The 21,589-nt window shown below is 68.8% G+C and carries 18 protein-coding genes and 2 pseudogenes; 10 read left to right on the top strand and 10 right to left on the bottom strand.

Going from position 1 to position 21,589, the window contains the following annotated elements; all coding sequences use genetic code 11:
* Positions 1-17: 17 nt before the first annotated feature.
* The gene (locus ACTIR_RS27485; RefSeq protein ID WP_154663710.1) at positions 18-629 is read left to right on the top strand and encodes a class I SAM-dependent methyltransferase; all 612 of its coding nucleotides are present in this window, start codon (positions 18-20) and stop codon (positions 627-629) included.
* Between the two features lie 24 nt (positions 630-653).
* Positions 654-1,262: pseudogene (locus ACTIR_RS27480) on the top strand (transposase family protein); the annotation flags it as partial.
* Positions 1,263-1,762: 500 nt separating this feature from the next.
* On the opposite strand, the gene ACTIR_RS0110235 reads toward ACTIR_RS27480, so the two are convergent.
* The 6 genes and pseudogenes from ACTIR_RS0110235 to ACTIR_RS22635 form a co-directional block, all read right to left on the bottom strand.
* Positions 1,763-3,238: a flavin-containing monooxygenase gene (locus tag ACTIR_RS0110235; protein WP_026454203.1), complete on the bottom strand. Its 1,476-nt coding sequence runs from the start codon at positions 3,236-3,238 to the stop codon at positions 1,763-1,765.
* Positions 3,235-4,041, bottom strand: coding sequence for an alpha/beta fold hydrolase (locus tag ACTIR_RS0110230; RefSeq protein ID WP_026454202.1), 807 nt, complete (start codon positions 4,039-4,041; stop codon positions 3,235-3,237). Before ACTIR_RS0110230 ends, ACTIR_RS0110235 begins: the two co-directional genes overlap by 4 nt.
* Positions 4,038-4,736, bottom strand: coding sequence for an SDR family NAD(P)-dependent oxidoreductase (locus ACTIR_RS0110225; RefSeq protein WP_026454201.1), 699 nt, complete (start codon positions 4,734-4,736; stop codon positions 4,038-4,040). Before ACTIR_RS0110225 ends, ACTIR_RS0110230 begins: the two co-directional genes overlap by 4 nt.
* A 168-nt stretch (positions 4,737-4,904) precedes the next feature.
* Entirely contained in the window at positions 4,905-6,260 is a 1,356-nt protein-coding gene (locus ACTIR_RS22645; protein WP_052583829.1) for an MFS transporter, read from the bottom strand.
* Between the two features lie 284 nt (positions 6,261-6,544).
* Positions 6,545-7,389, bottom strand: a pseudogene (locus ACTIR_RS25345) (IS5 family transposase).
* Between the two features lie 120 nt (positions 7,390-7,509).
* Positions 7,510-8,055 (bottom strand): nucleotidyltransferase domain-containing protein, encoded by a 546-nt coding sequence (locus ACTIR_RS22635; RefSeq protein WP_084789398.1) that lies wholly within the window; start codon positions 8,053-8,055, stop codon positions 7,510-7,512.
* Between the two features lie 148 nt (positions 8,056-8,203).
* Here ACTIR_RS22635 and ACTIR_RS0110200 point away from each other — a divergent pair, with 148 nt between their 5' ends.
* The 5 genes from ACTIR_RS0110200 (at position 8,204) to ACTIR_RS0110180 (ending at position 12,695) form a co-directional block, all read left to right on the top strand.
* Positions 8,204-8,692, top strand: coding sequence for a beta-class carbonic anhydrase (locus tag ACTIR_RS0110200; RefSeq protein ID WP_026454199.1), 489 nt, complete (start codon positions 8,204-8,206; stop codon positions 8,690-8,692).
* A gap of 50 nt (positions 8,693-8,742) precedes the next feature.
* Positions 8,743-9,003 (top strand): hypothetical protein, encoded by a 261-nt coding sequence (locus ACTIR_RS0110195; RefSeq protein WP_026454198.1) that lies wholly within the window; start codon positions 8,743-8,745, stop codon positions 9,001-9,003.
* Between the two features lie 4 nt (positions 9,004-9,007).
* A complete protein-coding gene (locus ACTIR_RS0110190; protein ID WP_026454197.1) occupies positions 9,008-10,522 on the top strand; it encodes an RtcB family protein in 1,515 nt (504 codons plus the stop codon).
* Positions 10,519-10,977, top strand: a complete 459-nt coding sequence (locus tag ACTIR_RS0110185; protein ID WP_026454196.1) for an archease — start codon at positions 10,519-10,521, stop codon at positions 10,975-10,977. Before ACTIR_RS0110190 ends, ACTIR_RS0110185 begins: the two co-directional genes overlap by 4 nt.
* Before the next feature lie 392 nt (positions 10,978-11,369).
* Positions 11,370-12,695 carry an MFS transporter gene (locus ACTIR_RS0110180; RefSeq protein WP_026454195.1) on the top strand — a complete coding sequence of 442 codons (1,326 nt, stop codon included), beginning with the start codon at positions 11,370-11,372 and terminating at the stop codon, positions 12,693-12,695.
* A 78-nt stretch (positions 12,696-12,773) separates the two neighbouring features.
* Here ACTIR_RS0110180 and polX read toward each other — a convergent pair whose 3' ends face one another.
* Entirely contained in the window at positions 12,774-14,498 is a 1,725-nt protein-coding gene (polX, locus tag ACTIR_RS0110175; protein WP_026454194.1) for a DNA polymerase/3'-5' exonuclease PolX, read from the bottom strand.
* A gap of 153 nt (positions 14,499-14,651) precedes the next feature.
* On the opposite strand from polX, the gene ACTIR_RS0110170 reads away from it, so the two are divergent.
* Positions 14,652-15,416: a crotonase/enoyl-CoA hydratase family protein gene (locus ACTIR_RS0110170; RefSeq protein ID WP_026454193.1), complete on the top strand. Its 765-nt coding sequence runs from the start codon at positions 14,652-14,654 to the stop codon at positions 15,414-15,416.
* 40 nt (positions 15,417-15,456) lie between these two features.
* Here the strand turns inward: ACTIR_RS0110170 and ACTIR_RS0110165 are convergent, their stop codons facing one another.
* Entirely contained in the window at positions 15,457-16,134 is a 678-nt protein-coding gene (locus tag ACTIR_RS0110165) for a TetR/AcrR family transcriptional regulator (protein WP_026454192.1), read from the bottom strand.
* 79 nt (positions 16,135-16,213) lie between these two features.
* The gene (locus ACTIR_RS0110160) at positions 16,214-17,185 is read right to left on the bottom strand and encodes an NAD(P)H-dependent flavin oxidoreductase (RefSeq protein ID WP_026454191.1); all 972 of its coding nucleotides are present in this window, start codon (positions 17,183-17,185) and stop codon (positions 16,214-16,216) included.
* Positions 17,186-17,588: 403 nt separating this feature from the next.
* Between ACTIR_RS0110160 and ACTIR_RS0110155 the strand changes: the two genes are divergently transcribed.
* Entirely contained in the window at positions 17,589-18,731 is a 1,143-nt protein-coding gene (locus tag ACTIR_RS0110155) for a S1 family peptidase (RefSeq protein ID WP_026454190.1), read from the top strand.
* Positions 18,732-18,949: 218 nt separating this feature from the next.
* Here the strand turns inward: ACTIR_RS0110155 and ACTIR_RS0110150 are convergent, their stop codons facing one another.
* The gene (locus ACTIR_RS0110150) at positions 18,950-19,936 is read right to left on the bottom strand and encodes an Abi family protein (RefSeq protein ID WP_026454189.1); all 987 of its coding nucleotides are present in this window, start codon (positions 19,934-19,936) and stop codon (positions 18,950-18,952) included.
* A 368-nt stretch (positions 19,937-20,304) separates the two neighbouring features.
* Between ACTIR_RS0110150 and ACTIR_RS22630 the strand changes: the two genes are divergently transcribed.
* Positions 20,305-21,589: DHA2 family efflux MFS transporter permease subunit (locus tag ACTIR_RS22630; RefSeq protein WP_034239316.1), on the top strand; the 1,285-nt coding region annotated here is incomplete at its 3' end.

Genomic DNA, 21,589 nt, shown 5'->3' with positions numbered 1-21,589 from the left:
GCGGAAGTCTGTGGGGCATGGAACCCACGACGCCTTGGACCCTGGGCAGACCCACCCGTTCCCCGTTCGCGATGCCCGGTGGGCTGTCCGGCCGGCTCGCCGGCCGCGTCATGCTGTGGACGAACAGGCAGCAGGACCTGCTCGACCTGCTCGACGTCCACGCGGGGGAGCGGGTCCTGGAGGTCGGTTACGGGCCTGGCGGGTTGATCCGTTTGCTCCAGCGGACGCCTGCACAGCGCATCTGCGGTGTCGATCCCTCGCCGCAGATGCGCGACCTCGCCGCGCGGCCGCACCGGGCGGAGAGCGCTACGGGCCGGATCGACCTGCGGTTGGGCACGGCCGACCGTACGGGCTTCGGCGACGCGGAGTTCGACTGCGTGGTCTCGGTGAACAACGTGGCGATCTGGCCGGATCTTCAGGCAGGACTGAGCGAGTTCCACCGGGTGACACGTGCCGGAGGGCGGGTGCTGATCGCCTGGCACGGCGGGACGCGGCCGTCCCGGATCCCCCGCAGCCTCGCGCTGCCGGAGGACAAGCTCGCCCACATCGAGCAGGGGCTTCGCGGCCTCTTCTCCGGTGTCACACGCCACGAGTTGGCCACCCTCACCATCTGGTCCGCCGTCCGCTGACCGGGCACTCTCGTTCCCGCCGTTTTCGCGACCAAGCCGTAACTGGCCCGGGTGGTGATCGAACGGTTCCTGGACGCCGGACACCGCGTCGGCTGGGTCACCGTCAATGAGGTCTACGGCGGCAACCCGACGCTGCGGGTGGCTCTGGAGGAGCGCGGCGTCGGCTATGTCCTCGCGGTGGCCCGCTCGGCCGAAATGACCACCGATGCAGGCACGTTCCGCGCCGATGCCTTGGTCCAGAAGGTGCCGAAGCGGGCCTGGCTGAAGCTCTCGGCCGGACGCGGCGCGAAGGGACAACGGTTCTACGACTGGGCTGTCATCAATCTCGCCGATCCCCGCCCGGGCCAACGCCAGCTGCTGATCCGACGCAACCGCACCACCGGTGAACTCGCCTACTACCGCTGCTCGGCGCCCGAACCGGTGCCACTGACCACCTTGGTGCGGGTCGCCCGCCAGCCCACTCCCGACGGCCTGGTCCCGCTGTCCTGCAACGAGATTTAGCGCCTGTTCATCACCCTCGTCGTCCGGCCCCGCGACGTGGCCCACCGGCTCGGCTGCTCCGACTGGCGACGCCGCCACCAGGAGCGATCACGCACCAGCCGTTACCGGCGACAAGCCGCATCCCAGACATGAAGATGACGATTTACAGCTGGAGTACTAGGTCACCAGCGCTGTCCGCCCGAGGTCAAGGCGGGGCTCATCGCAGCCAACGTTCCGGCGCCATACCACGCGCCGTGCTGGGAGACAGGTGTCGGTTCACCGGTCCAAGGCGAGCTTGAAGACCTCTGCCAGATGCATTCCTCGCTGGCCAGTGCCCTCCTGCAGCTGAGTCCGGCACGAGAAACCGGCTGCGAGAACCATCGTGTCGTCGGGCAGGCCGTGTCCGCGGGGAAAGAGTTCGCGCTCCCCGAGCTCCCGGGACCTCTGGGCATAGCCCGCGCACGAAGCCCCCAATTGCCGGCGAGGCCACAGCAACCAGTCTGGATAAGGTCCTCGTCAACTCTCAGCCTGTGCAGCACTTTGGTGGGGCCCTGTGGCCTCCTCTCGATCGCTCGTGGCAACGGATAGAGCCGCAGCTTCCAGCTGCTTGAAGGGCGATTTGTCGAGGCTCAGGTTCGCCAGGAACGGACAACCTATGCGTACACGTAGTCGGCCGGATCGAAGACCTGGAAGTCCGTCCGGTAGCGAGTCATGAAGTCGGGCCAGAGTGTTGACAGATGACCCGTACCATCGGCGATGTAGAATGAGTCGCATCCCCCGGTGAGCCACACCGTGTTAGCAGCGCGCTCATCGATGAATTGGACGAATTCACTCTCTCGTTCGGGTCGCACACGCAGCTTGTCGACCTCACACGTAAGTGCGGTCTGCATGGCCTGCGCTAGGTACTCAGCCTGGGTTTCGATCATGAAGAACATCGAACCGAACCCGAGGCCCACGTTCGGACCGCCGATAAGGAAGAGGTTGGGGAACCCGTTGACGGCCATCCCGCCATAGGCATGCACCCCGCCCGACCAACTGTCGGCGAGTCGGACGCCGTTTTCTCCGTAGATCAGGCGGGCGACTGGGAGGCCCACGGTGTCGAAGCCGGAGCACAGGATCAAGAAGTCGGCTTCGTGAGCGTCGCCGTTTGCCGCCACGACTGCGTCCCTGGTCAGTGCGGTGGCGGCGTGTGGCACCAAGGTGACGTTGTCGCGCTGGAGGGTCGGATACCACGTGTTGGACAGCAGGATGCGCTTGCAGCCGATCTCGTAGTGCGGCCGAGTGATCTCAAGGAGTTTGGGATCCTGGATTTGACTGGTGCGGTGCGAGTCAGCGATGTTGGTCATCCGCTCGATAGCCTGCTGCACCCGCACTCGCTCCGGAAATCGTGATTCTTGGAACCAGAATAGGAACTGGCGGTAATCGTGGAGCGTTTCGGGGAGCTCACGCCACATGCGTCGCTGAGCGGCTGAGTATTCGACGTCGACCCGGGGGGCGACCCAGGGCGGGGTCCGCTGGAAGATCGTCAGATCGTCGACCCGGTCGGCGATGGCCGGCGCGAGTTGGATGGCCGAGGCACCGGTTCCGACGAGCGCAACATTCCTGCCCGCGACATCCATGTCGGGATCCCAGACCGCGGAATGAACGATTCGGCCCGCGAAGTCGGACAGCCCGTCAATGTCCAGCAACTGGGGTTCACTCAACGATCCGGTAGCGGTGACGAGGAACTTGCTCTCGAAGCGGCCTCGGTTCGTCTCGATGACCCAGCTTCCGGAAGCTTCCTGCCAACACATTTCGCTGACGGCGTGGCCGAATAACGCGTGCTCGGTGAGTTTTTCCTCCTTAGCGACCTCGTTGAGGTAATCGAAAATCTCGCGACCACCCGCGTAGGTTTTCGACCAGTCGTTGGGCCGGAAGGAGTACGAGTACAGGTGGGATTGCACGTCGCACTCGACACCGGGATAGATGTTGTCCCGCCACACGCCGCCGAACTGATCTCCGCGCTCGAGGATGAGGAAATCCTCGATGCCCTTCCTGCGGAGCATGGCTCCGGCGGCGATTCCCGCGACACCTGCCCCGATGATGACAATGCGGCTCGTGGTTGTGCTCATGGTGCGTTCCTTCGTCAAGCCTGAACGGTAGCAGCGTGGACACCGGGCGCGAGACGTCTGCGGATCATCTGCAGGTGCGCCGAGAAAACCTCACTGAGCCGCTCCAGCAAGGCGCCATGGCCGGACTCGACACGAAGCAGCGTCGAGTCCGGGACCGCTGCGAACAGCTCGTAGGAGTGCTCAGGGGGAATCTTGGCGTCCCGAGTGGGAGCGACCACCAGAGTGGGGCAGGTGACCTCCGCCGCGACCTGGGTGACGTCCACGTGGTAGGCAGCGGAGAGCCGCCGCAACGTCCGCGGTGTGGCCGCCGGGACGACTGGAATGGTGGGATTGAAGAACGGTCCGAGGTTGCGTCGATACTGGGCGGAGAGCTCCATAAGAGACGAATGCCGTTGCGCCAACTCGGGGCTCTTCTCCCACAGTGTCCAATAAAGCTCGATGTGTTCGCGGAGAAGGCGGTCGGTAGTGAGCCATCCCGCGAGAACGGTAAGCGAGCGCACTTGCGGCTGTTGAGCCGCCGCTGCAACGCAGATCGCTCCCCCCAGTCCCACACCGAAAAGGTGGACCTCATTGCTGTGCGAAAGGGCCGACTTGACGGACGATGCGACCTGCTCCTCGCGCTCCGAGAAATCCGCATCCGAGCCGTGGCTGGGCTGCCAGGAACCGTCGAGGGTATCGTCGGCGCCTCCTGGGTCGGGATCCAGGAGTAAGACGTTCGAATCCCGCTCATGAAGCTGAGCGAAGACATCGAGCTGTTCCTTGGCCATGTATTCGGCGTCCGGAACACCGATGATGGTGCGCTGCGGTGCACGAATGCTCACATTGGCGCCTTTCCGATGGAGTAGCCCCCGCAGACCATGTGCGTCTGACCGGTGACGTAGCTAGTGCGCTCGTCCAGCAGGTAGGAGACGGTATTAGCGATGTCGCCCGGCTCCCCCATCCGCTGAATCGGAAGTGAAGCGAGGGCTGCCTGTACGGTCGGATTGTCGATCGGATTTGCCGCTTCGAACATCGGAGTTCTGATGGCCCCCGGAGCAATCGCATTGGCGGTAATCCCGTACTGCCCCAACTCCAATGCCCACGTACGTGTCAAGCCGAGCAGGGCTGCCTTCGTGGCGGAGTAGGCCGTCTTCTCCACCTTTCCGAGCGCCGCCACGGAGCTGATGTTCACGATGCGCCCCATCCCTCTTGCCTTCATGGAGGGAAGCAGCGCCTGGGTGACGAACACGGCTGACTTGACGTTGATGGCCCACAGCGCGTTCAGCCCCGCCTCATCGACGTCCTCCAGCATCGCGGCGTTGGTGTCCCCGACGTTGTTGACCACGCGTTCGATCGGGCCGCCCTTGAGCGCGATCTCAAGCGCACGGCGGATACCCGCGACATCCGACAGATCAGCGTTGATCCCGTCCCCGTGCAGGTCCATCACGACGGGCTCATACCCGTCCTTAGTCAATCTCTCGACAATCGCTGACCCGATGCCACCAGCACCACCTGTCACGAGCACTCTGTCCGCCATAACCGTTACCTCTCATCAGTAGATCTCTCGCTTCTCCGTCAGGATCACCAAGGCTCACCCCGGCGCACCGAGCAGCGCCCGGGGTGAGCAGGTCGAGGGTGTTGCCGGAGCCCTGCGGTCCGATCACGCTGACGGTGCGACCTCAGTGCATCCGCACCTCCCTCGAGATCAACGCCAGCTCGCCGTGGCCACCTGTTCGCCCGCGGAGGCGGTTCGGGCACGCGACACGGTCTCGGGCAGCACCCAGGCGCTTGCGAACGTGCACAACGCCATGGCCGCCAGGAACATCGACACCGCAAGGGTTGATCCGGTGGACGCGATCAGTGCGGTCATCAGGAATGGCGTGCCGCCGCTGACCAAGATCGCGGCAAGCTGGTAGGCGAGCGTGATCCCGGAGTAGCGCACCCGGGGTTCGAAAAGTTCGCCCAGGTATGCCGCCAGGGGTCCATATGTCAGTCCGGAGCCGAGCGCGGACGCGATCAGGTTGGCGATCGCGATCGCGACGAGCGAGCCGGTGTTCACCAACCAGAAGTACGGGAACGCCGACAACCCCATGATCACGGCGCCGGTGAGAATGAGCGGACGGCGACCGAAGCGGTCGGACAGCGAGCCCGCAAAGTAGATCATCGGCGCACCGACGGCGGACACCGACAGCGACACAAACAACAGGCTGTTGCGGTCAAGCCCAAGCTCACGGACGCCGTAGTCGAGCACCCCAGCCACACCGACATAGAAGAACGCATTGCTACCGAAGAGCAGTGCGGACCCGAGCAGAACCCGCTTCGTGCTCTTGCGCACCACTTCGACAATCGGTGTCCGCGGGATCTCGGCTGCGGCTTCAGTCGCGCGTTGCTGCAGGTGACGAAACTCGGGCGAGTCCTCGATGCGCAGTTGGATGAACAGCACCACAGGGAACAACAGGGCGCTGGCCAGGAAAGGAATGCGCCACCCCCAGGCCAGGAAGTCCGGGCCCTTCACCAGCGCGCCGACCAGCAGGAACGCACCGGTGCCCAGCAGCAGTCCGAACGGCACCCCCATCTGGCCGAACGTGCCTGCCTGACCCTTACGGTGCGGCCGGGTGGTCTCGGTCAGCAACAGCGTGACACCACCCCACTGACCACCGACCGCGATACCTTGCAGGAAGCGCAATACGACCAAGAGAATCGGCGCTACCACACCGATGCTCTGGGCGGTCGGCAGCAATCCGATCGCGCATGTCGACACCGCGACCAGCACCAAGCATCCGACAAGTGCCGGCTTGCGACCGACCTTGTCACCGATATGCCCGAAGATGAGCCCGCCCAGGGGGCGCGCGATGAACCCCGCCCAGAAAGTGCTGAACGCCAGCAAGGTTCCCATCAGGGCGGAAGAGTCCGGGAAGAACAGCTTTCCGAACACCAGAGCCGCAGCCGTGCCGTAGATGAAGAAGTCGTACCACTCGATGGAACTGCCGATCAGCCCGGCGGCCATGAGCTTGCGCAGCTTGCGCGGGTCCGGCGAAGCGGCAACTGGGGTGGGAGCCATAGTTATCTCCACGTCGAGGTAGTTCCCAGGCGACGTTCACCCAGGTCGGTGATCGCCACCACACTTGAGCCGGACTCCAGTATTGGCGCCCATCGAAGCTCATCGTTAACCCTGTGCGACAGAAATTTACCTTTGCGCGACACAGCGAAGTCTCTCGGCCGAGGGCGATTCGGCCGCCACCGACGACGAATCATCCGGCGCCTGTCAGCCTTGGGTTTGGGTGGGCAGCCCCATCGGTGATTTCACCGCAGCCCGTTCGCGCCATGGCATGGCGCAGATTCGCCCTAGGGCGTGACTGATGGTTGAGTCCGGAGCCAGATGAGGATGCTGGCCAGTGTCAGGCTGGCGTGGAAGTAGCAGGCTCTCTCGGAACCGGGTAGCGATGCCGCGCCATTGCTTGAGGCGGTTGATGCCCCGTTCGACGACGTTGCGCTGTCGGTAGGCAACGGGATCGAACGCGGGCGGCCGTCCGCCTCGCGAGCCACGCCGGCGACGGTGCCCGGCCTGATCGGCCGGCTCCGGGATCGTAGCCGCGACACCCCGACGCCGCAGTGTCCGGATCGCCCGCGACGAGTACGCCTTATCGGCGATCACCCGCACCGCCGAGAACGAGGGTGTCCACGACCGCTACGAGGAACGGACAGCCCCTCCAGCAGCGGCAGACACTGCGGCGCATCACCGGCCTGCCCGGGAGTCACCAGCAACGTCAACGGCCGGCCATGCCCGTCACCAGCGAGGTGAATCGTGGCGCTCCGCCCACCGCGGGAGCGTCCGAGGGCTCGTGACCCCCCTTTTGCCCCGGCGGCGTACTGGTGCGCCCGCACCACGGTCGAGTCGATGCTGACCGTCCAATCCAGCTCACCGGCGGCATCGGCGGCACGCTACAGCTCAGTCACGATCCGATCCCAGATCCCCTCCTCGGCCCACCGGGAGAACCGGTGCTGCACCGTCTGCCACGGGCCGAATCGCTCCGGCAGGTCCCGCCACGGACAGCCGGTGCGATCTTCGAAGATCATGCCCTCGACCACCTGCCTGTGCTCACGCCACCGACCACCCCGCTGACGCTTCACCTGTGGCAACAGCGGCTCCAACCGCGCCACTCCCGATCCGACAACTCCCCGTACGACACACCCCACCAACGAAACCAAGATCCATCAGTCACGCCCTAGCCACCAGTTGCCCCGTCTCGGTCAAGGTGGCGTCGACGTACAGCAGACGCTCGGCGATACGGTCGTTCCTGGCGAACAGTTCAGACATCGATCGTCAGCGGCAGCCGGGAACGATCGACTCCTCGGTGCAACAGCTCGTTCGAAGAGAGTTCGCTGGTCGTGACCAAATCCACGGGACAGCCGAGCAGAGCCGCGAGCTCCTCCTCCAAGCCCAGGATGTCGATCACCGAGAACCCGGAGCGGACCTCGACGAGCAGATCGAGATCCGAGTTGGGACGGTCGTCCCCTCTCGCGACGGAACCGAAGACCCAGACCCTCGCGAGCGGACAACGGGACAGCAGCTCGGCGAGCTCCCGAGCATGCCGTTCCAGCAGTGCCGACGGCCGGATCGTGTTGGTCAGGCCGAGGTCGAGACGAAAACCCGCAGCGTCCCACGAGCGTTCCACCATGGCGAACGACGGTTGCCGCCGACCCGATTCGATGGAGGCCACCGTCGATAGCGGGACCCCCGCTGCACGCGCGAGTTCCCGCTGCGGCATCCGGCGTCGTTTCCGCGCGGTCGCCACTAGGTTCGCCGCCGAAGTCGAGATCCGCTCATCACGCGAACGGTCAGGAAGACGGTCCATACGGCCCGTTGATCGCGGATTCGCTATCAGGATGCGACTCGACCACCCGGCCGTGCCCACCATGTGAATCCGGGTTGCTGGGGCGCACGGGCCGGTCTCCACTGGAACACGGACAGCGCCCGCCGAAACCCAGGAAAGGAGCCCGGCCGTGTCGGTCACCGAGGAACTGCTCGCCCACAACGCCCGCTACGCGGAGACGTTCTCCGGCCCGCTGCCCCTGCCGCCCGCGCGCAAGGTCGCCGTCGTGGCGTGCATGGACGCCCGCCTCGACGTCTACCGGATGCTCGGCCTGGCCGAGGGCGAGGCCCACGTGCTCCGCAACGCGGGCGGGGTGGTCACCGAGGACACCATCCGGTCGCTGACGATCAGCCAACGGCTGCTCGGCACCGAGGAGATCGTGCTGATCCACCACACCGACTGCGGGATGCTCACCTTCACCGACGACGGTTTCCGCCAGACCCTGCACGACGAGATCGGCGTCAAGCCGCCGTGGGCGGCGGAGTCGTTCGACGACCTGGAGACCGACATACGGCAGTCGATCCGGCGCATCAGGACCAGCCCCTACATCCCGCTCAGGGAGTCGGTGCGCGGCTTCGTGTTCGACGTCGCGAGCGGCAAGCTGAACGAGGTGTCCTGACCCGCCGGGCGGGGAAGCCCTCCGGGGAGCGCACACCCCGGGAGGATGTCGTGGGCACCGAGAACGACCGCAGCACCGGCGGGGACCCCGCCGTGCAGGGCGTGCCGCTGACCGGGATGAGCTGGCAGCAGTGGCCGGAGGGGCTGCGCCTGCGCGGCCACCAGATCCTCGGGCAGCTGCGCTCCGGACACCCGGAGAACGCCGTCGACCTGCTCGACGAACTGCTGGCCGACCTGCTCTCCCGCCGGGAGACGCTCGCCGACAGCGCCAACCGGCAGTTCGAGCCGTCCACCGACGACCGCAACCCCTGACGCCGTGGCCGCACGCGACCGGGCACCGACCGCCCACCCTCCCGGCGACGAGACCCTCGTCGCCGACGGCCCGTACCGGTACCGGATCGCGCCGACCGGGTCGATGCGGGTGCCCGGCGTGGTGTTCGCCTCCCCCGCCCTGCTGCCGAGCCTGTCCTCCGACGGATCCCTGGACCAGGTGGCGAACGTGGCGAGTCTGCCGGGCATCGTCACGGCGTCGTTCGCGATGCCGGACATGCACCGCGGCTACGGCTTCCCGATCGGCGGGGTCGCCGCGACCGACGCCGACCGGGACGGCGTGGTGTCCCCCGGCGGGGTGGGCTTCGACATCTCCTGCGGCGTGCGGCTGCTGACCGCCGAGGTGGGCCGGGACACCTTCGCCCCCTCCCGCGACGCGGTCATGAACGCCCTGGCCCGGGAGATACCGCGCGGGGCGGGACGCGGCGCCGTCCGGCCGCTCGGAAACCGCCGCCAGCTCGACCGGGTACTCACCGGCGGGGCCCGGGAGCTGGTCGAACAGGGACACGGCACCGCCGACGACCTGCACCGCTGCGAGGACCACGGCAGGGTCGCCGGGGCCGACCCGCACCAGGTCGGTGACCGCGCCGCCGAACGCGGGCTGCACCAGCTCGGCAGTCTCGGCTCCGGGAACCATTTCCTGGAGGTACAGGCGGTCGAGGAGGTGTTCGACAGCGACGTCGCGCACGTGTTCGGCCTGCGCCGCGGGCAGGTGTGCGTGATGATCCACTGTGGGTCGCGGGGGCTCGGGCACCAGGTGTGCACCGACCACGTCCGCGTGTTGGAGCAGGCCATGCCCCGGCACGGCATCCACGTCCCCGACCGGCAGCTGGCCTGCGCACCCGTGGAATCCGAGCCGGGCCACGCCTACCTGGGGGCGATGGCCGCGGCCGCGAACTACGCACTGGCCAACCGGCACATGCTCGGCGTGGCCGCCGACCGGGTGTTCCGCGCGGAGACCGGCCGGGACCTGCGGCTGGTCTACGACGTCTCGCACAACCTCGCCAAGCTGGAACGGCACGCGGTCACCGACGGCACGGCCACCGACGGTACGGGCGGCACCGGCCGCGACGACCCCGGCGCCTCCCGGCGCCTGTGCGTGCACCGCAAGGGCGCCACCCGCGCGTGGCCGCCGGGACACCCCGACCTGCCCGACGACCTGGGGCCGGTCGGCCAGCCCGTGCTCATCCCCGGTTCGATGGGCACCTCGTCGTACGTGCTCACCGGTGTGCCCGGCAACCCGGCGTTCGAGTCCACCTGCCACGGCGCCGGGCGGGTGCTGTCCCGGCACCGCGCGTTGAAGACGGTGGACGCGAAGGCGCTGCGCGGGCAGCTGGAACGGCAGGCGCACGTCGCGGTGCGGGCCGCCTCCCGCAAGGGCCTGGTCGAGGAGGCACCCGAGGCGTACAAGGACGTCGACGAGGTCGTCGCCGTCGCCGAGGGCGCCGGCCTGTGCCGGAAGGTGGCCCGGCTGGTGCCGCTGGGGGTCGTCAAGGGGTGAGCGGTCCGGGAGAGGAAGCTGCTCCGCGTGGGCACCGCACCGTGCCGCACCCCGCCGACCTGCGGATCGAGGCGTGGGCGCCCACCCGCGCGGAGTGCCTGGCCGAGGCCGTGTCCGCACTGGTGGACAGCTTCGCCGACGTCACCGAGGTCGGCGACCACGCCGACACCGGGGCCGGCTGGGAGGTGACCTCCGAGCTCACGGCCGCCTCCGACGCGGACCTGCTGGCCGCGGTGCTGGACGAGGTGATCTACCGGCTCGACGTGGCCGATCTCGTCCCGACCGCCGCCGGGATCGCGGAGGAGCACGCGGACCGCGTGCGGCTGCGGCTGCGGGGTGTCGGCACCGACGCGGTCGAGTTCACCGGCGCGATCCCCAAGGCGGTCGCGCTGTCCGACCTGGTGCTGACCCGCACCGGGGACGGCTGGACGGCCGCGGCGACCGTGGACGTCTGACGGGCGCGGTGACCGGGGGCACGACGGATCGCCCGGGCTCCCGTCACACGTTATCCATCTGACACCTTCCCGACTGGCGCAACGCAGTTGTCACAAACGAAACGATTCCCGGACGTGGCGACGCGCGCCGAACCACCGTCGGCTTCCGACGTGACGATCGGCGCAACAGGAAGGACGCGCGTTCTCTCCGCGTAACCGGCCGTGGGTGAAGTGCGTGTTGACGCGACAGCGACACCTCAGTACGTTCCGCTCCGCGCAATCGAGTTGTCCGATTCGGTCGGTGTATCGGCTTGCACCACCACAGGGCGACCGCGGCGGCCGTGCCGCCCGAATCCGTCCCGACGGCGACGGCGTTCCACGTCGCCGTCCCGATGAGCGAAGGAAGACCCGCGATGAGCGCAACGGTGTCCGATCCGGACACGGAACCGCGACCGGGGACGATGCGTCGCGTCGTCACCGCGAGTTTCATCGGCAACCTCGTCGAATGGTTCGACTACGCCGTCTACGGCTACCTGGCCACCACCATCGCCGTGGTGTTCTTCCCCGAGTCGTCCACCACCGCCGGACTGCTGTCCACCTTCGCCGTGTTCGCGGTGTCGTTCGTGATCCGCCCGATCGGCGGCATCTTCTGGGGACACTTCGGCGACCGGGTGGGCAGGCGCACCGCGCTGTCGTTGTCCATCCTCATCATGTCCGCGGCGACCTTCGTGATCGCCCTGCTGCCCGGATACGCGCAGGTCGGGATTCTCGCCCCGATCCTGCTGCTCGTGGTCCGGCTGGTGCAGGGCTTTTCCGCCGCCGGTGAGTACGCCGGCGCCTCGGCGTTCCTGTTCGAGTACGCACCCCGCAACCGCCGGGGCACCTTCACCAGCGTCGTCCCGGCCAGCACCGCCTCCGGGTTGCTGCTCGGCTCGGTCGTGGTCACGGCGCTGACCGCGACACTGTCCACCGAGGACATGGAGTCCTGGGGATGGCGCGTGCCGTTCCTGCTCGCCGCCCCGCTCGGGCTCATCGGCCGCTACATCCGCGCCAAGCTGGAGGACACCCCCGAGTTCCGCGCGCTCGAACAACAGGAGTCGCAGGCGCGCGCACCGATGCGGGAGACCTTCGCCCGCAACTGGCCCGCGATTTTCATCGCGTTCGGTGTCACCTGCCTCAACGCGGTCGGCTTCTACATCCTGCTCACCTACATGCCGACCTACCTGTCCACCGAACTCGGCGTGGACGACACGGCCTCGTTCGTCTCCACCACCGTCGCCCTGACCGCCTACATCGGCTCGGTGTTCGTCATGGGCCGGATCTCCGACCGGTTCGGACGCCCCGCCATGCTGATGACCGCGGGGGTGCTGTTCGTGGCCCTGTCCGTCCCGGTGTTCCTGCTGCTCGGCCTCAGCGGACTCGTGGGGGTCACCCTCATCCAGCTCGCGCTCGGGATCATGCTCAGCATGAACGACGGCACACTGCCGTCGTACCTGGCCGAACTGTTCCCCACCGAGGTCCGGTTCACCGGGTTCGCGTTCAGCTTCAACACCGCCAACGCGCTCTTCGGCGGCACGGCCCCGTTCCTCGCCACCTTCCTGATCGAGGTCAGCGGGAGCCAGCTCGCGCCGAGCTGGTACCTGGCGCTGGCCGGTGCCGTGGCGGTGGTGTCGCTGCTGGCCGCGCGCCGCGTCGTCCCCACCCGGAAGGCGGAGGAGTCCGTCCCCGCCTCCCGGTGACCGGCGGCCGGTGACCGGGAGGTCCCGTGTCCCCGGCCGCGGCCGTGTGCGCCACGGCCGGGGACACGCGCGCGTGGCTCACGGCCGGTGCCGGTGCAGGAACGCCTCCAGTCTGCGCCACGGCCAGGTGTTGATCACCTCGTCGGCGGAGAGCCACCCGCGTTGCGCCGTGCCGATGCCGTAGCGGAGGTTGTCCAGGTCGACGGTGGAGTGCGCGTCGGTGTTCACCGCGAACACCACCCCGTGCTCCCGGGCCCGCAGGATGTCGGCGTCGGACAGGTCCAGCCGGTCGGGATGGGAGTTCACCTCCAGCGCGGTGCCGGTGCGCGCGCAGGCGGCGAACACCGCGTCCCGGTCGACGTCCACGGGCGGACGCCGCCCGATCCGGCGGGTGGTGGGGTGGCCCAGGATCGACACGTACGGGTTCTCGCACGCGCGCACGATCCGCCGGGTCATCTCCTCCGCGGGCTGGTCGAAGTGCGAGTGCACCGACGCCACACACACGTCGAAGCCGCGCAGGAACTCGTCCGGCCAGTCCAGCCCGCCGTCCGGGCCGATGTTCAGCTCGGTGCCGTGCAACAGCCGCATCCCGCGCACCGCGCCCTGCAGCGCGCGCACCCGCTCGCGCTGGGCCAGCATCTTGTCGTCGGACATCCGCTGCATCGGCAGGTCCGGCGCGTGGTCGGTGACCGCGTAGTAGGACAGCCCGCGCCGCGCCGCCGCGTGCACCATGTCCTCCAGCGGGGACACCCCGTCGGTGAGGTCGGTGTGGGTGTGCAGGTCACCGCGGATGTCGTCGGCCGTGACCAGCTCCGGCAGGGTGCCTTCCTGCGCCGCCTCGATCTCGCCGCGGTCCTCCCGCAGCGGCGGCGGGATCCACGGCAGCCCCAGGCGGGCGTAGACGTCCTCCTCGGTGCGGGAGACCACCAGCTCGTCGGTGTCGGCGTCGAAGAGGCCGTACTCGGACAGCTTCCACCCGTGCCGCACCGCGATCCCGCGGGTGCGGATGTTGTGCGCCTTCGACCCGGTGAAGTACTGCAGCGCCGCGCCCCACGCCTGCGCACGCACCACGCGCAGGTCCACCTGCAGGCCCTTGTGCGTGCGTACCGAGGTTTTGGTGGTGCCGTGCGCGAGCACCTCGGCCACCTGCGGCAACTCGACGAACGCCGCCATCAACGGCGCGGAGTCCTCGGCCGAGGCCAGCACGTCGACGTCGCCGACGGTCTCCCGCATCCGCCGCAGCGACCCGGCCCAGGCGCAGTCCACGCAGCCGGTGACCTCCCGCAACGCGGCCGTGACCTCCTCGGCCACCGACAGCGCCACGTCCAGGTGCACCCGGCCCTCCGACTGGCGCAGCACGTCGATGCCGCGCCGCAGGTTCTCCTCGGTCCGCGGCCCGAAGCCCTTCAGCTCCCGGACCCGTTCCTCGTCCAGGGCCCGTTCGAGCTCGTCCACCGACGACACGCCCAGCTCGGTGTGGATCTGCATGGCCTTGCGCGGCCCGAGCGTGGGGATCTCGGTGAGTGCGCGCACCCCCGCCGGGATGCGGCCGCGCAACCGCTCCAGCGCCGCCACCCGGCCGGTGCGCAGGTACTCGTCCACCTTCTTCGCGATCGACGACCCGACCCCGGGGACGGCCCGCAGTTCGTCGGCGTCGAGGCCGGAGACGTCGGCGTGGTGCCCGGCGACCGCGCGCGCCGCCTTCTCGTACACCCGCACCTTGAACGCCTCGCCGCCGGAGATGGACAGCAGGTCGGCGTACTCCTGCAGCAGGGCGGCGACCTCGTCGTTGCGCCGGGGCATGGCCCCAGGGTAGGGCGGCGGGCGGGCCGGGGCAGGACTTCCGGCCGGTGGGACCACCGATACCGCGATGATCGTCACTGCGGCATCCTGTCGCTGAGTGGAAGCTGCGGCATGCTGTCGCGGAATGGAACCGGATCCCGTGGAGGAGCACCGATGGGCGACACCGTCCTCGTCGAGCAGCGCGACCGCGCTCTCATCATCACCATCAACCGGCCGGAGGCGCGCAACGCCGTCGACGCCACGGTGGCGCAGGGTGTCGCCGCGGCCGTGGACGAATTGGAGTCGAACAAGGACCTGTCCATCGGCATCCTCACCGGCGCGGGCGGCACGTTCAGCGCGGGGATGGACCTCAAGGCGTTCCTGCGCGGCGAGAACGTCACGATCGAGGGCCGGGGCCTGGCCGGGCTCACCGAGGCTCCACCGGCCAAGCCGCTGATCGCCGCGGTCGAGGGTTTCGCCCTGGCGGGCGGGTGCGAACTCGTGCTGTCCTGCGACCTGGTGGTGGCCTCCGAGGAGGCCATGTTCGGGATCCCGGAGGTCAAGCGCGGCCTCGTGGCCGGGGCGGGCGGCCTGCTGCGCCTGCCCGCCCGCATCCCCCGGCAGATCGCGATGGAGATCGCCCTGACCGGGGACCGGTTCTCCGCCGCCGACGCCCACCGCTACGGGCTGGTCAACCGCCTCGCCGAACCCGGGCAGGCGCTGTCCGGGGCGCTGGAGCTGGCCGGCCGGATCACCGCCAACGCGCCGCTGGCGCTGCGGGCCACCAAGGAGATCATCACCCGTTCGGCCGACTGGACCAGCGACGAGGCCTTCGCCCGCCAGTTGGAGATCATGGCTCCGGTGTTCGCCTCCGCCGACGCCCAGGAGGGGGCGAAGGCCTTCGCCGAGAAGCGCGACCCGGTCTGGCGCGGCGAATGACCGGGACCGGGCGGAGCTGAGTAGGTCTGCGCGGGGCCGGTCAGGACGTGGCGGGGCGGGACGGGGCCGGGCAGGAAGAACCCGCCGTCGCCAGGGCGAGGTCGGCGTACCGGGCGGCCACGTCCTCCGGGGTGAGCGAGCCGCCGGGGCGGAACCAGCGGCCCACGAACTGGCACATGCCCAGCACCGCCCGGGCGGTCTCCTCCGGGTGCGGGGTCGTGAACACCCCGCACCGCACCCCGTCGGCCACGATGTCGGACACCAGCCGTTCGATGTCCCTGCGCCGCCGGGCGTACCGCTTGCGCACCCGGTCGGACAGGTGCCGCTGTTCCGGTTCGAGCGCCGCCAGCTTCCACCGCCGCGTCATGTGCAGCACGACGGCCTCGACGACGTAGGCCAGGCGCCGGTCCGGCCGGTCCCCGCCGTCGTCGGCCGCGGTCCGCACCCGCCATTCGAGGTCGCTCGTCGCCTTCTCCAGCAGCGCGACGAACACGCCTTCCTTGTTCTGGTGGTGGTAGTAGATCGAGGGGACGGTCTGCCCGTGCCGCCGCGCGATGTCGCGCACCGTGGTCCCGTGAAACCCGTTCTCGTAGAACGCCTCCAGCGCGGCCGACAACAGCGGGGTCAGCTCCAGCGCCCCGTACCGCCGCCAGTCGCCGCCCTCGTCCGACCCCGCCGGGCCCGGCTGTCCGACCACCGCGCCGTCGCCTCGCGACATCACAGTCCTTTCCACCCGATCGCCGGGGGCCACCCTACTCCGGAGCCCGTGCGCAGCGGGTGTGCCCGCGCGGTGCGGGTCAGGACCGCACCAGGCCGCCCAGCCTGTCCCGCACGAGCTCCTCGGCCCCGGTCACGATCCGCTCGACCAGCTCGGCGACCGTGGGCACGTCGTGGATGAGCCCCTGCACCAGCCCGGCGCTCCAGATGCCCAGCTCCGGGTCGCCCTCCTCGTACACCCGGCGCCCGCGCGCCCCGGCCACGAGGTCGCGCACGTCCTCGAAGGCCCCGCCGGTGGCGAGGATCTCGATGACCTCCCGGCTGACACTGTTGCTGGCCACCCGCGCGGTGTTGCGCAGCGGCCGGAAGATCAGGTCGGTGTCCCGCTCGGTCGCCTGCACCAGCGCCTGTTTGACGTTGTCGTGCACCGGCGCCTCCGCCGTGGCCACGAACCGGGTGCCCATGTTGATGCCGTCCGCACCGAGTGCCAGCGCCGCGACGAGCCCGCGGGCGTCCCCGAAGCCGCCGGAGGCCAGCATCGGCACGGTGATCTTCTCGGCGGCGGCCGGGATGAGCACCAGGCCGGGGATGTCGTCCTCCCCGGGGTGCCCCGCGCACTCGAACCCGTCGATGCTGACGCCGTCGACGCCGAGTTCCTGCGCCTTCACCGCGTGCCGCACGCTGGTGCACTTGTGCAGCACCTTGACCCCCGCCGCACGGAAGACGGGCAGGTGCTCGACCGGGTTCGACCCGGCGGTCTCCACCACCGGCACCCCGGACTCGACGATCACGTCGCGGTACTCCGCGTACGGCGGGGGGTCGATCGAGGGCAGGATCGTCAGGTTCACCCCGAACGGCTTGTCGGTCATCTCCCGGCACCGGGCGATCTCCTTGGCCAGATCCTCCGGGGTGGGCTGGGTCAACGCGGTGAGGAACCCCAGCGCACCCGCCTCGGCCACCGCGGCGACCAGCTCCGCCCGGCCGACCCACTGCATTCCTCCCTGCGCGACGGGGTGCTCGACCCCGAAGACCTCGCAGAACCGCGTACGCACGTGCCTCGCCCCTTTCCGTCACTGACCGGACGGGACGGACACTACCGTGTCTAACGAGCGTTAGATATCCTCGGTGACACAGGTCTCGTCCCTCCCGGCCTCCCCGCGGCACCGGCGGACGCCGGGCGGAGGCGGAAATCGCCGCCGCCCGCGTGCAACCCGCCGCACCCGTTCTCGCGTCAATATCGGGGAACCGTTTTCCCCGGCCGATACATTCCGTGTCCGAAATGGCGTTTTCACCGGTCACGTCACCCGTTCGCCACACCGGAACAAACTATCGTCGTCCGCCATCGGCCAATTCCCGACGATCGTCGGCGTCCATTGAGCGGCTGTGCCCGCCGTTTCCGATCCGGATACTTCCATTCCTGTCCATTGGACGTAACTCACGTCACAAGGAGATGGAATGACCTCACGAAAGCGCAGGGTCGCGGCACGCCTGGGCACCACCGCGGTACTGGCCACCGGCATGGCGGCGGCGCTCGCCATCCCGGCGACCGCGGGCTCGGGAGCACCGGTCACCCCGGCGGGAGACAACGACCCGATGATCCAGGCGATGCAGCGGGATCTCGGGATGAACGCCGCGCAGGCCGAACAGCGTCTCCGGGCGGAGGCCGAGGCCCGGGGGGTCGCCGACACCGTCCGCGCCGAACTCGGGGACAGCTTCGGCGGCGCCCACTTCGACGCCGAGCGCGACACGCTGGTCGTCGGGGTGACCGACGCCGCGAAGGCGGACGAGGTCCGTGCCGCCGGCGCCGAGGCCCGGATGGTCGACGCCAGTTCCGCCGAACTGGAGAGCATCACCCAACGGCTCAACCGCGCCGAGGACCGTGCACCCGACGGGGTGACCGGGTGGTACGTCGACGTCGAGAGCAACTCGGTGGTCGTCACGACGGCGCCGAAGACCCGCGGGCAGGCCACCGCGTTCGTGAACTCCACCGGCGCCGACCGCAGCCAGGTCGAGGTCGTCGAGTCCCGCGAGCAACCCCGGGCGTTGATGAACATCTACGGCGGCAACGCCTACTACATGGGCAGCGGCGGGCGCTGCTCGATCGGCTTCGCCGTGAACGGCGGGTTCGTCACCGCCGGACACTGCGGCTCCACCGGCGAGTCCACCTCGCAGCCCAGCGGCACCTTCGCCGGCTCCTCGTTCCCGTACAACGACTACGCCTACGTGCGGACCGGCTCCGACGACACCCCGCAGCCGCTGGTGAACATGTACAACGGCTACGGCCGCACCGTGTCCGGCTCGAACGAGGCGCCGGTGGGCTCGTCGATCTGCCGGTCCGGCTCCACCACCGGCTGGCACTGCGGCACGGTCGAGGCCAAGAACCAGACCGTGCGCTACTCCCAGGGCGCCGTCTACGGCATGACCCGCACCGACGTCTGCGCCGAACCCGGCGACTCCGGCGGCTCGTTCATCTCGGGCAACCAGGCCCAGGGCATGACCTCCGGCGGCTCCGGCAACTGCACCTTGGGCGGCACCACCTACTTCCAGCCCGTCAACGAGGCACTCAACGCCTACGGACTCAGCCTCGTCACCGGCTGACCCACCGACCGGCCGGACCGGTCCGCTCCTACACCGGAACGTGGTGGCGGGGTACCTCCCCGCCACCACGTTCCGGTGTGCGCAATCGGGCGAAACGGTCGCTTCTGTAGCCGTTCCGACCAGAACGGTGCGGGTCGGCCCAGCACCCGACGCAGTACCGTTTCCGCTGTGAAACAGCGGCCGCGGAGAGTAGCCTGACCGTTGGTGATAATCCCGTGTCAGCCGATGTGTTGGCTCCAGAAGGGGTCGTCCGCCCAGGCCTCGGGAATGCCCATACCTGAACGGTTCCACCCCGGACGAGCGGCCACGAGTTCATGAAGCCGCCGTGCCCAGCTGCTGCGGGGCGAGACCGAGTCGAGTACGGACTGGAGCGAGACGAGAACCGGGTAGAGACGCTTCTTCGACCTGTCCGGGAGCGCCTCCGGCGAGCACAGCCACGAGATCGTGGGCGAGTTCGGGATCGCCGGGTAGACGCCGAGGCCGACGTTCCACAGCCGCCCGTGGTGAGCGCAGATGTTGCGCACGCGTACGTAGGTCCGCATCCAGGATCTGAGCACCTTCTCGTTCAGTCCCACGCTGGCCGCGATCGCGCTCCTGTCCGACTTCAACCGCAGGTTGCGAATCATGTGGTCCAACTGGCCGATGGTGAGGGTCTCGACCATGAGCCACGAGGGCGGCAGCTCCGGCGACCCATAGGTGGCCAGGTAGTGCTCGAGCGCAGAACGATGAACAAGCATGCCCTCACCGGCCTCGGGCGGAGCGCTGAGTTGCTCATGACACATTCTCTTGATGATCTGCAGCAGCCCACTGTGCTTGCTCGCATCTTGAAAGTGCACCGGGTCCAGGTACCAGTGCGGATCGCTATGGGTGGTCGACATGTGATCAGTGATCGCCGCGCGCACCGCGACTTCGACACGTTCCAGCGCATCCATCACCAGCAGCCGCAGCGCACGGTCGAACACATAAAGGTCCAGCACGTCGTCGAACTCGACTCCCTCGTGGAAGACATGGTCGGGACGGCCCTGCTGGAACGGGATCGTGTACGGGGAAAGCCGGTAGTAGCCGATGTGACGCAGATACCGCCTGGCCTTGTCCGAGTCGGGGATGTGTAAGCCACGCTTGGAGAGCAGCGCGATGAGATCATCATGCGCCAGCGGCGGCTTCTGGTAGTGAAGGGAACCCCGAGGCCGCAGCGGTCGGAACATGTGCGCTCCTACTCCCGGACAGAAAAAATCCCCCAAAGTGCGCTTCCGTGGAGAGGCGTGGGGGATGTAGTCACAGCAGACTAGCACGAGCAGCCGTCAGCTGCGTTCTCCCCCGGACCAGTGGCGCCTGACCTGCACAGCCGAACTCTCCCGCTGCCGGTGCGGGCGGACGGCACCACACCAACGCTGCCCACGTGGCCTCCCTCACAGGCCCCGTCCGCGGCAATTGCGTCGCCCGTCCGCCCACGCGGAGGCTAACCTGGCATTCACCCGGTGACGTACGCACCGCGACACCGTCGTCGTTCCTCTCGCGGTCTCCGGGTCCGGCCCGACACAGCACCTCCGCCCTCTTGGAGCCGCACCCTCCCATGACCGACACCGTGAGCCCGCCGACCACGGATTCCGACCCGGACACCCCCGCGCCGAAGGCGACCCTGCTGATCGGCGTGCTGGTGGTCTCGGCCTTCGTGATGATCCTCAACGAGACCATCCTCAGCGTCGCGCTGCGCGACCTCAGCGTCGACCTGAACGTGCCGACCACCACGGCACAGTGGCTGACCAGCGGGTTCCTGCTGACGATGGCGGTGGTCATCCCGACGACCGGGTTCCTGCTGGAGCGGTTCACCCCGCGCCAGATCTTCCTCTCTTCCCTTGTCCTGTTTTCCACGGGCACACTCGTGTCCGCCCTGGCACCGAGCTTCGGGCTCCTGCTCACCGGGCGGGTGGTGCAGGCCACCGGCACGGCCGTGATGCTGCCGCTGCTGATGACCTCGGTGATGCGCCTGGTCCCGGCGCACCGGCGCGGCGCGACGATGGGCACCATCACCATCGTCATCGCGGTCGCGCCCGCGGTGGGGCCGACGATCGGCGGGGCGGTCCTGGCGTCGCTGGGCTGGCGCTGGATGTTCTGGATCGTGCTGCCGTTGGCGTTGACCGCCCTGGTCATCGGGGCACTGTGGCTGCACCTCGACAGCCCGACGCGGCGGCTGCCGCTCGACCTCGTCTCGGTCGTGCTGTCCGCGATCGGATTCGGCGGCCTGCTCTACGGCCTCTCGTCCTTCGGGGAAGGGGGCGGCGGGCACCCGGTGCCGCCGTGGGCACCGATCGTGATCGGTCTCGCCGCGCTCACCGTGTTCGTGCTGCGCCAGACCCGGCTGCAACGGCACGACCGCGCGCTGCTGGACCTCCGCCCGTTCACCCACCGCAGCTTCACGGTCGCGCTGGTGCTGGCCGCACTGCTGTTCATGTGCCTGCTCGGCGCGGGGGCGATCATGCTGCCGCTGTTCCTGCAGACCGTGCTGGGCACCAGCACGTTCGTCAGCGGCCTGGCGGTGCTGCCCGGTGGTCTGGTCCTCGGGCTGCTCGGCCGCCCGGTGGGCGCGTTGTTCGACCGTGTCGGGGCCCGGCCGCTGGTGATCCCCGGCGCGTCGGCGATGGCCCTGTCGTTGTGGCTGTTCACGCTGCTCGGGCCGGGATCGCCGCTGGTGCTGGTGATCGGCATCCACATCGTGCTGATGACCGGGCTCGCCCTGATGATGACGCCGCTGATGACCGAAGCGCTCGGGAGCCTGCCCGACCACCTCTACTCACACGGCAGCGCCATCCTCACCACGCTGCAACAACTCGCGGGCGCGCTCGGCACGGCGGTCTTCG

The organism is Saccharomonospora iraqiensis subsp. iraqiensis, assembly GCF_000430445.1.
GTDB lineage: Bacteria > Actinomycetota > Actinomycetes > Mycobacteriales > Pseudonocardiaceae > Saccharomonospora > Saccharomonospora iraqiensis.
Note: the sequence above shows the minus strand (reverse complement) of the source record. Positions and strands in the feature narration are given on the sequence as shown.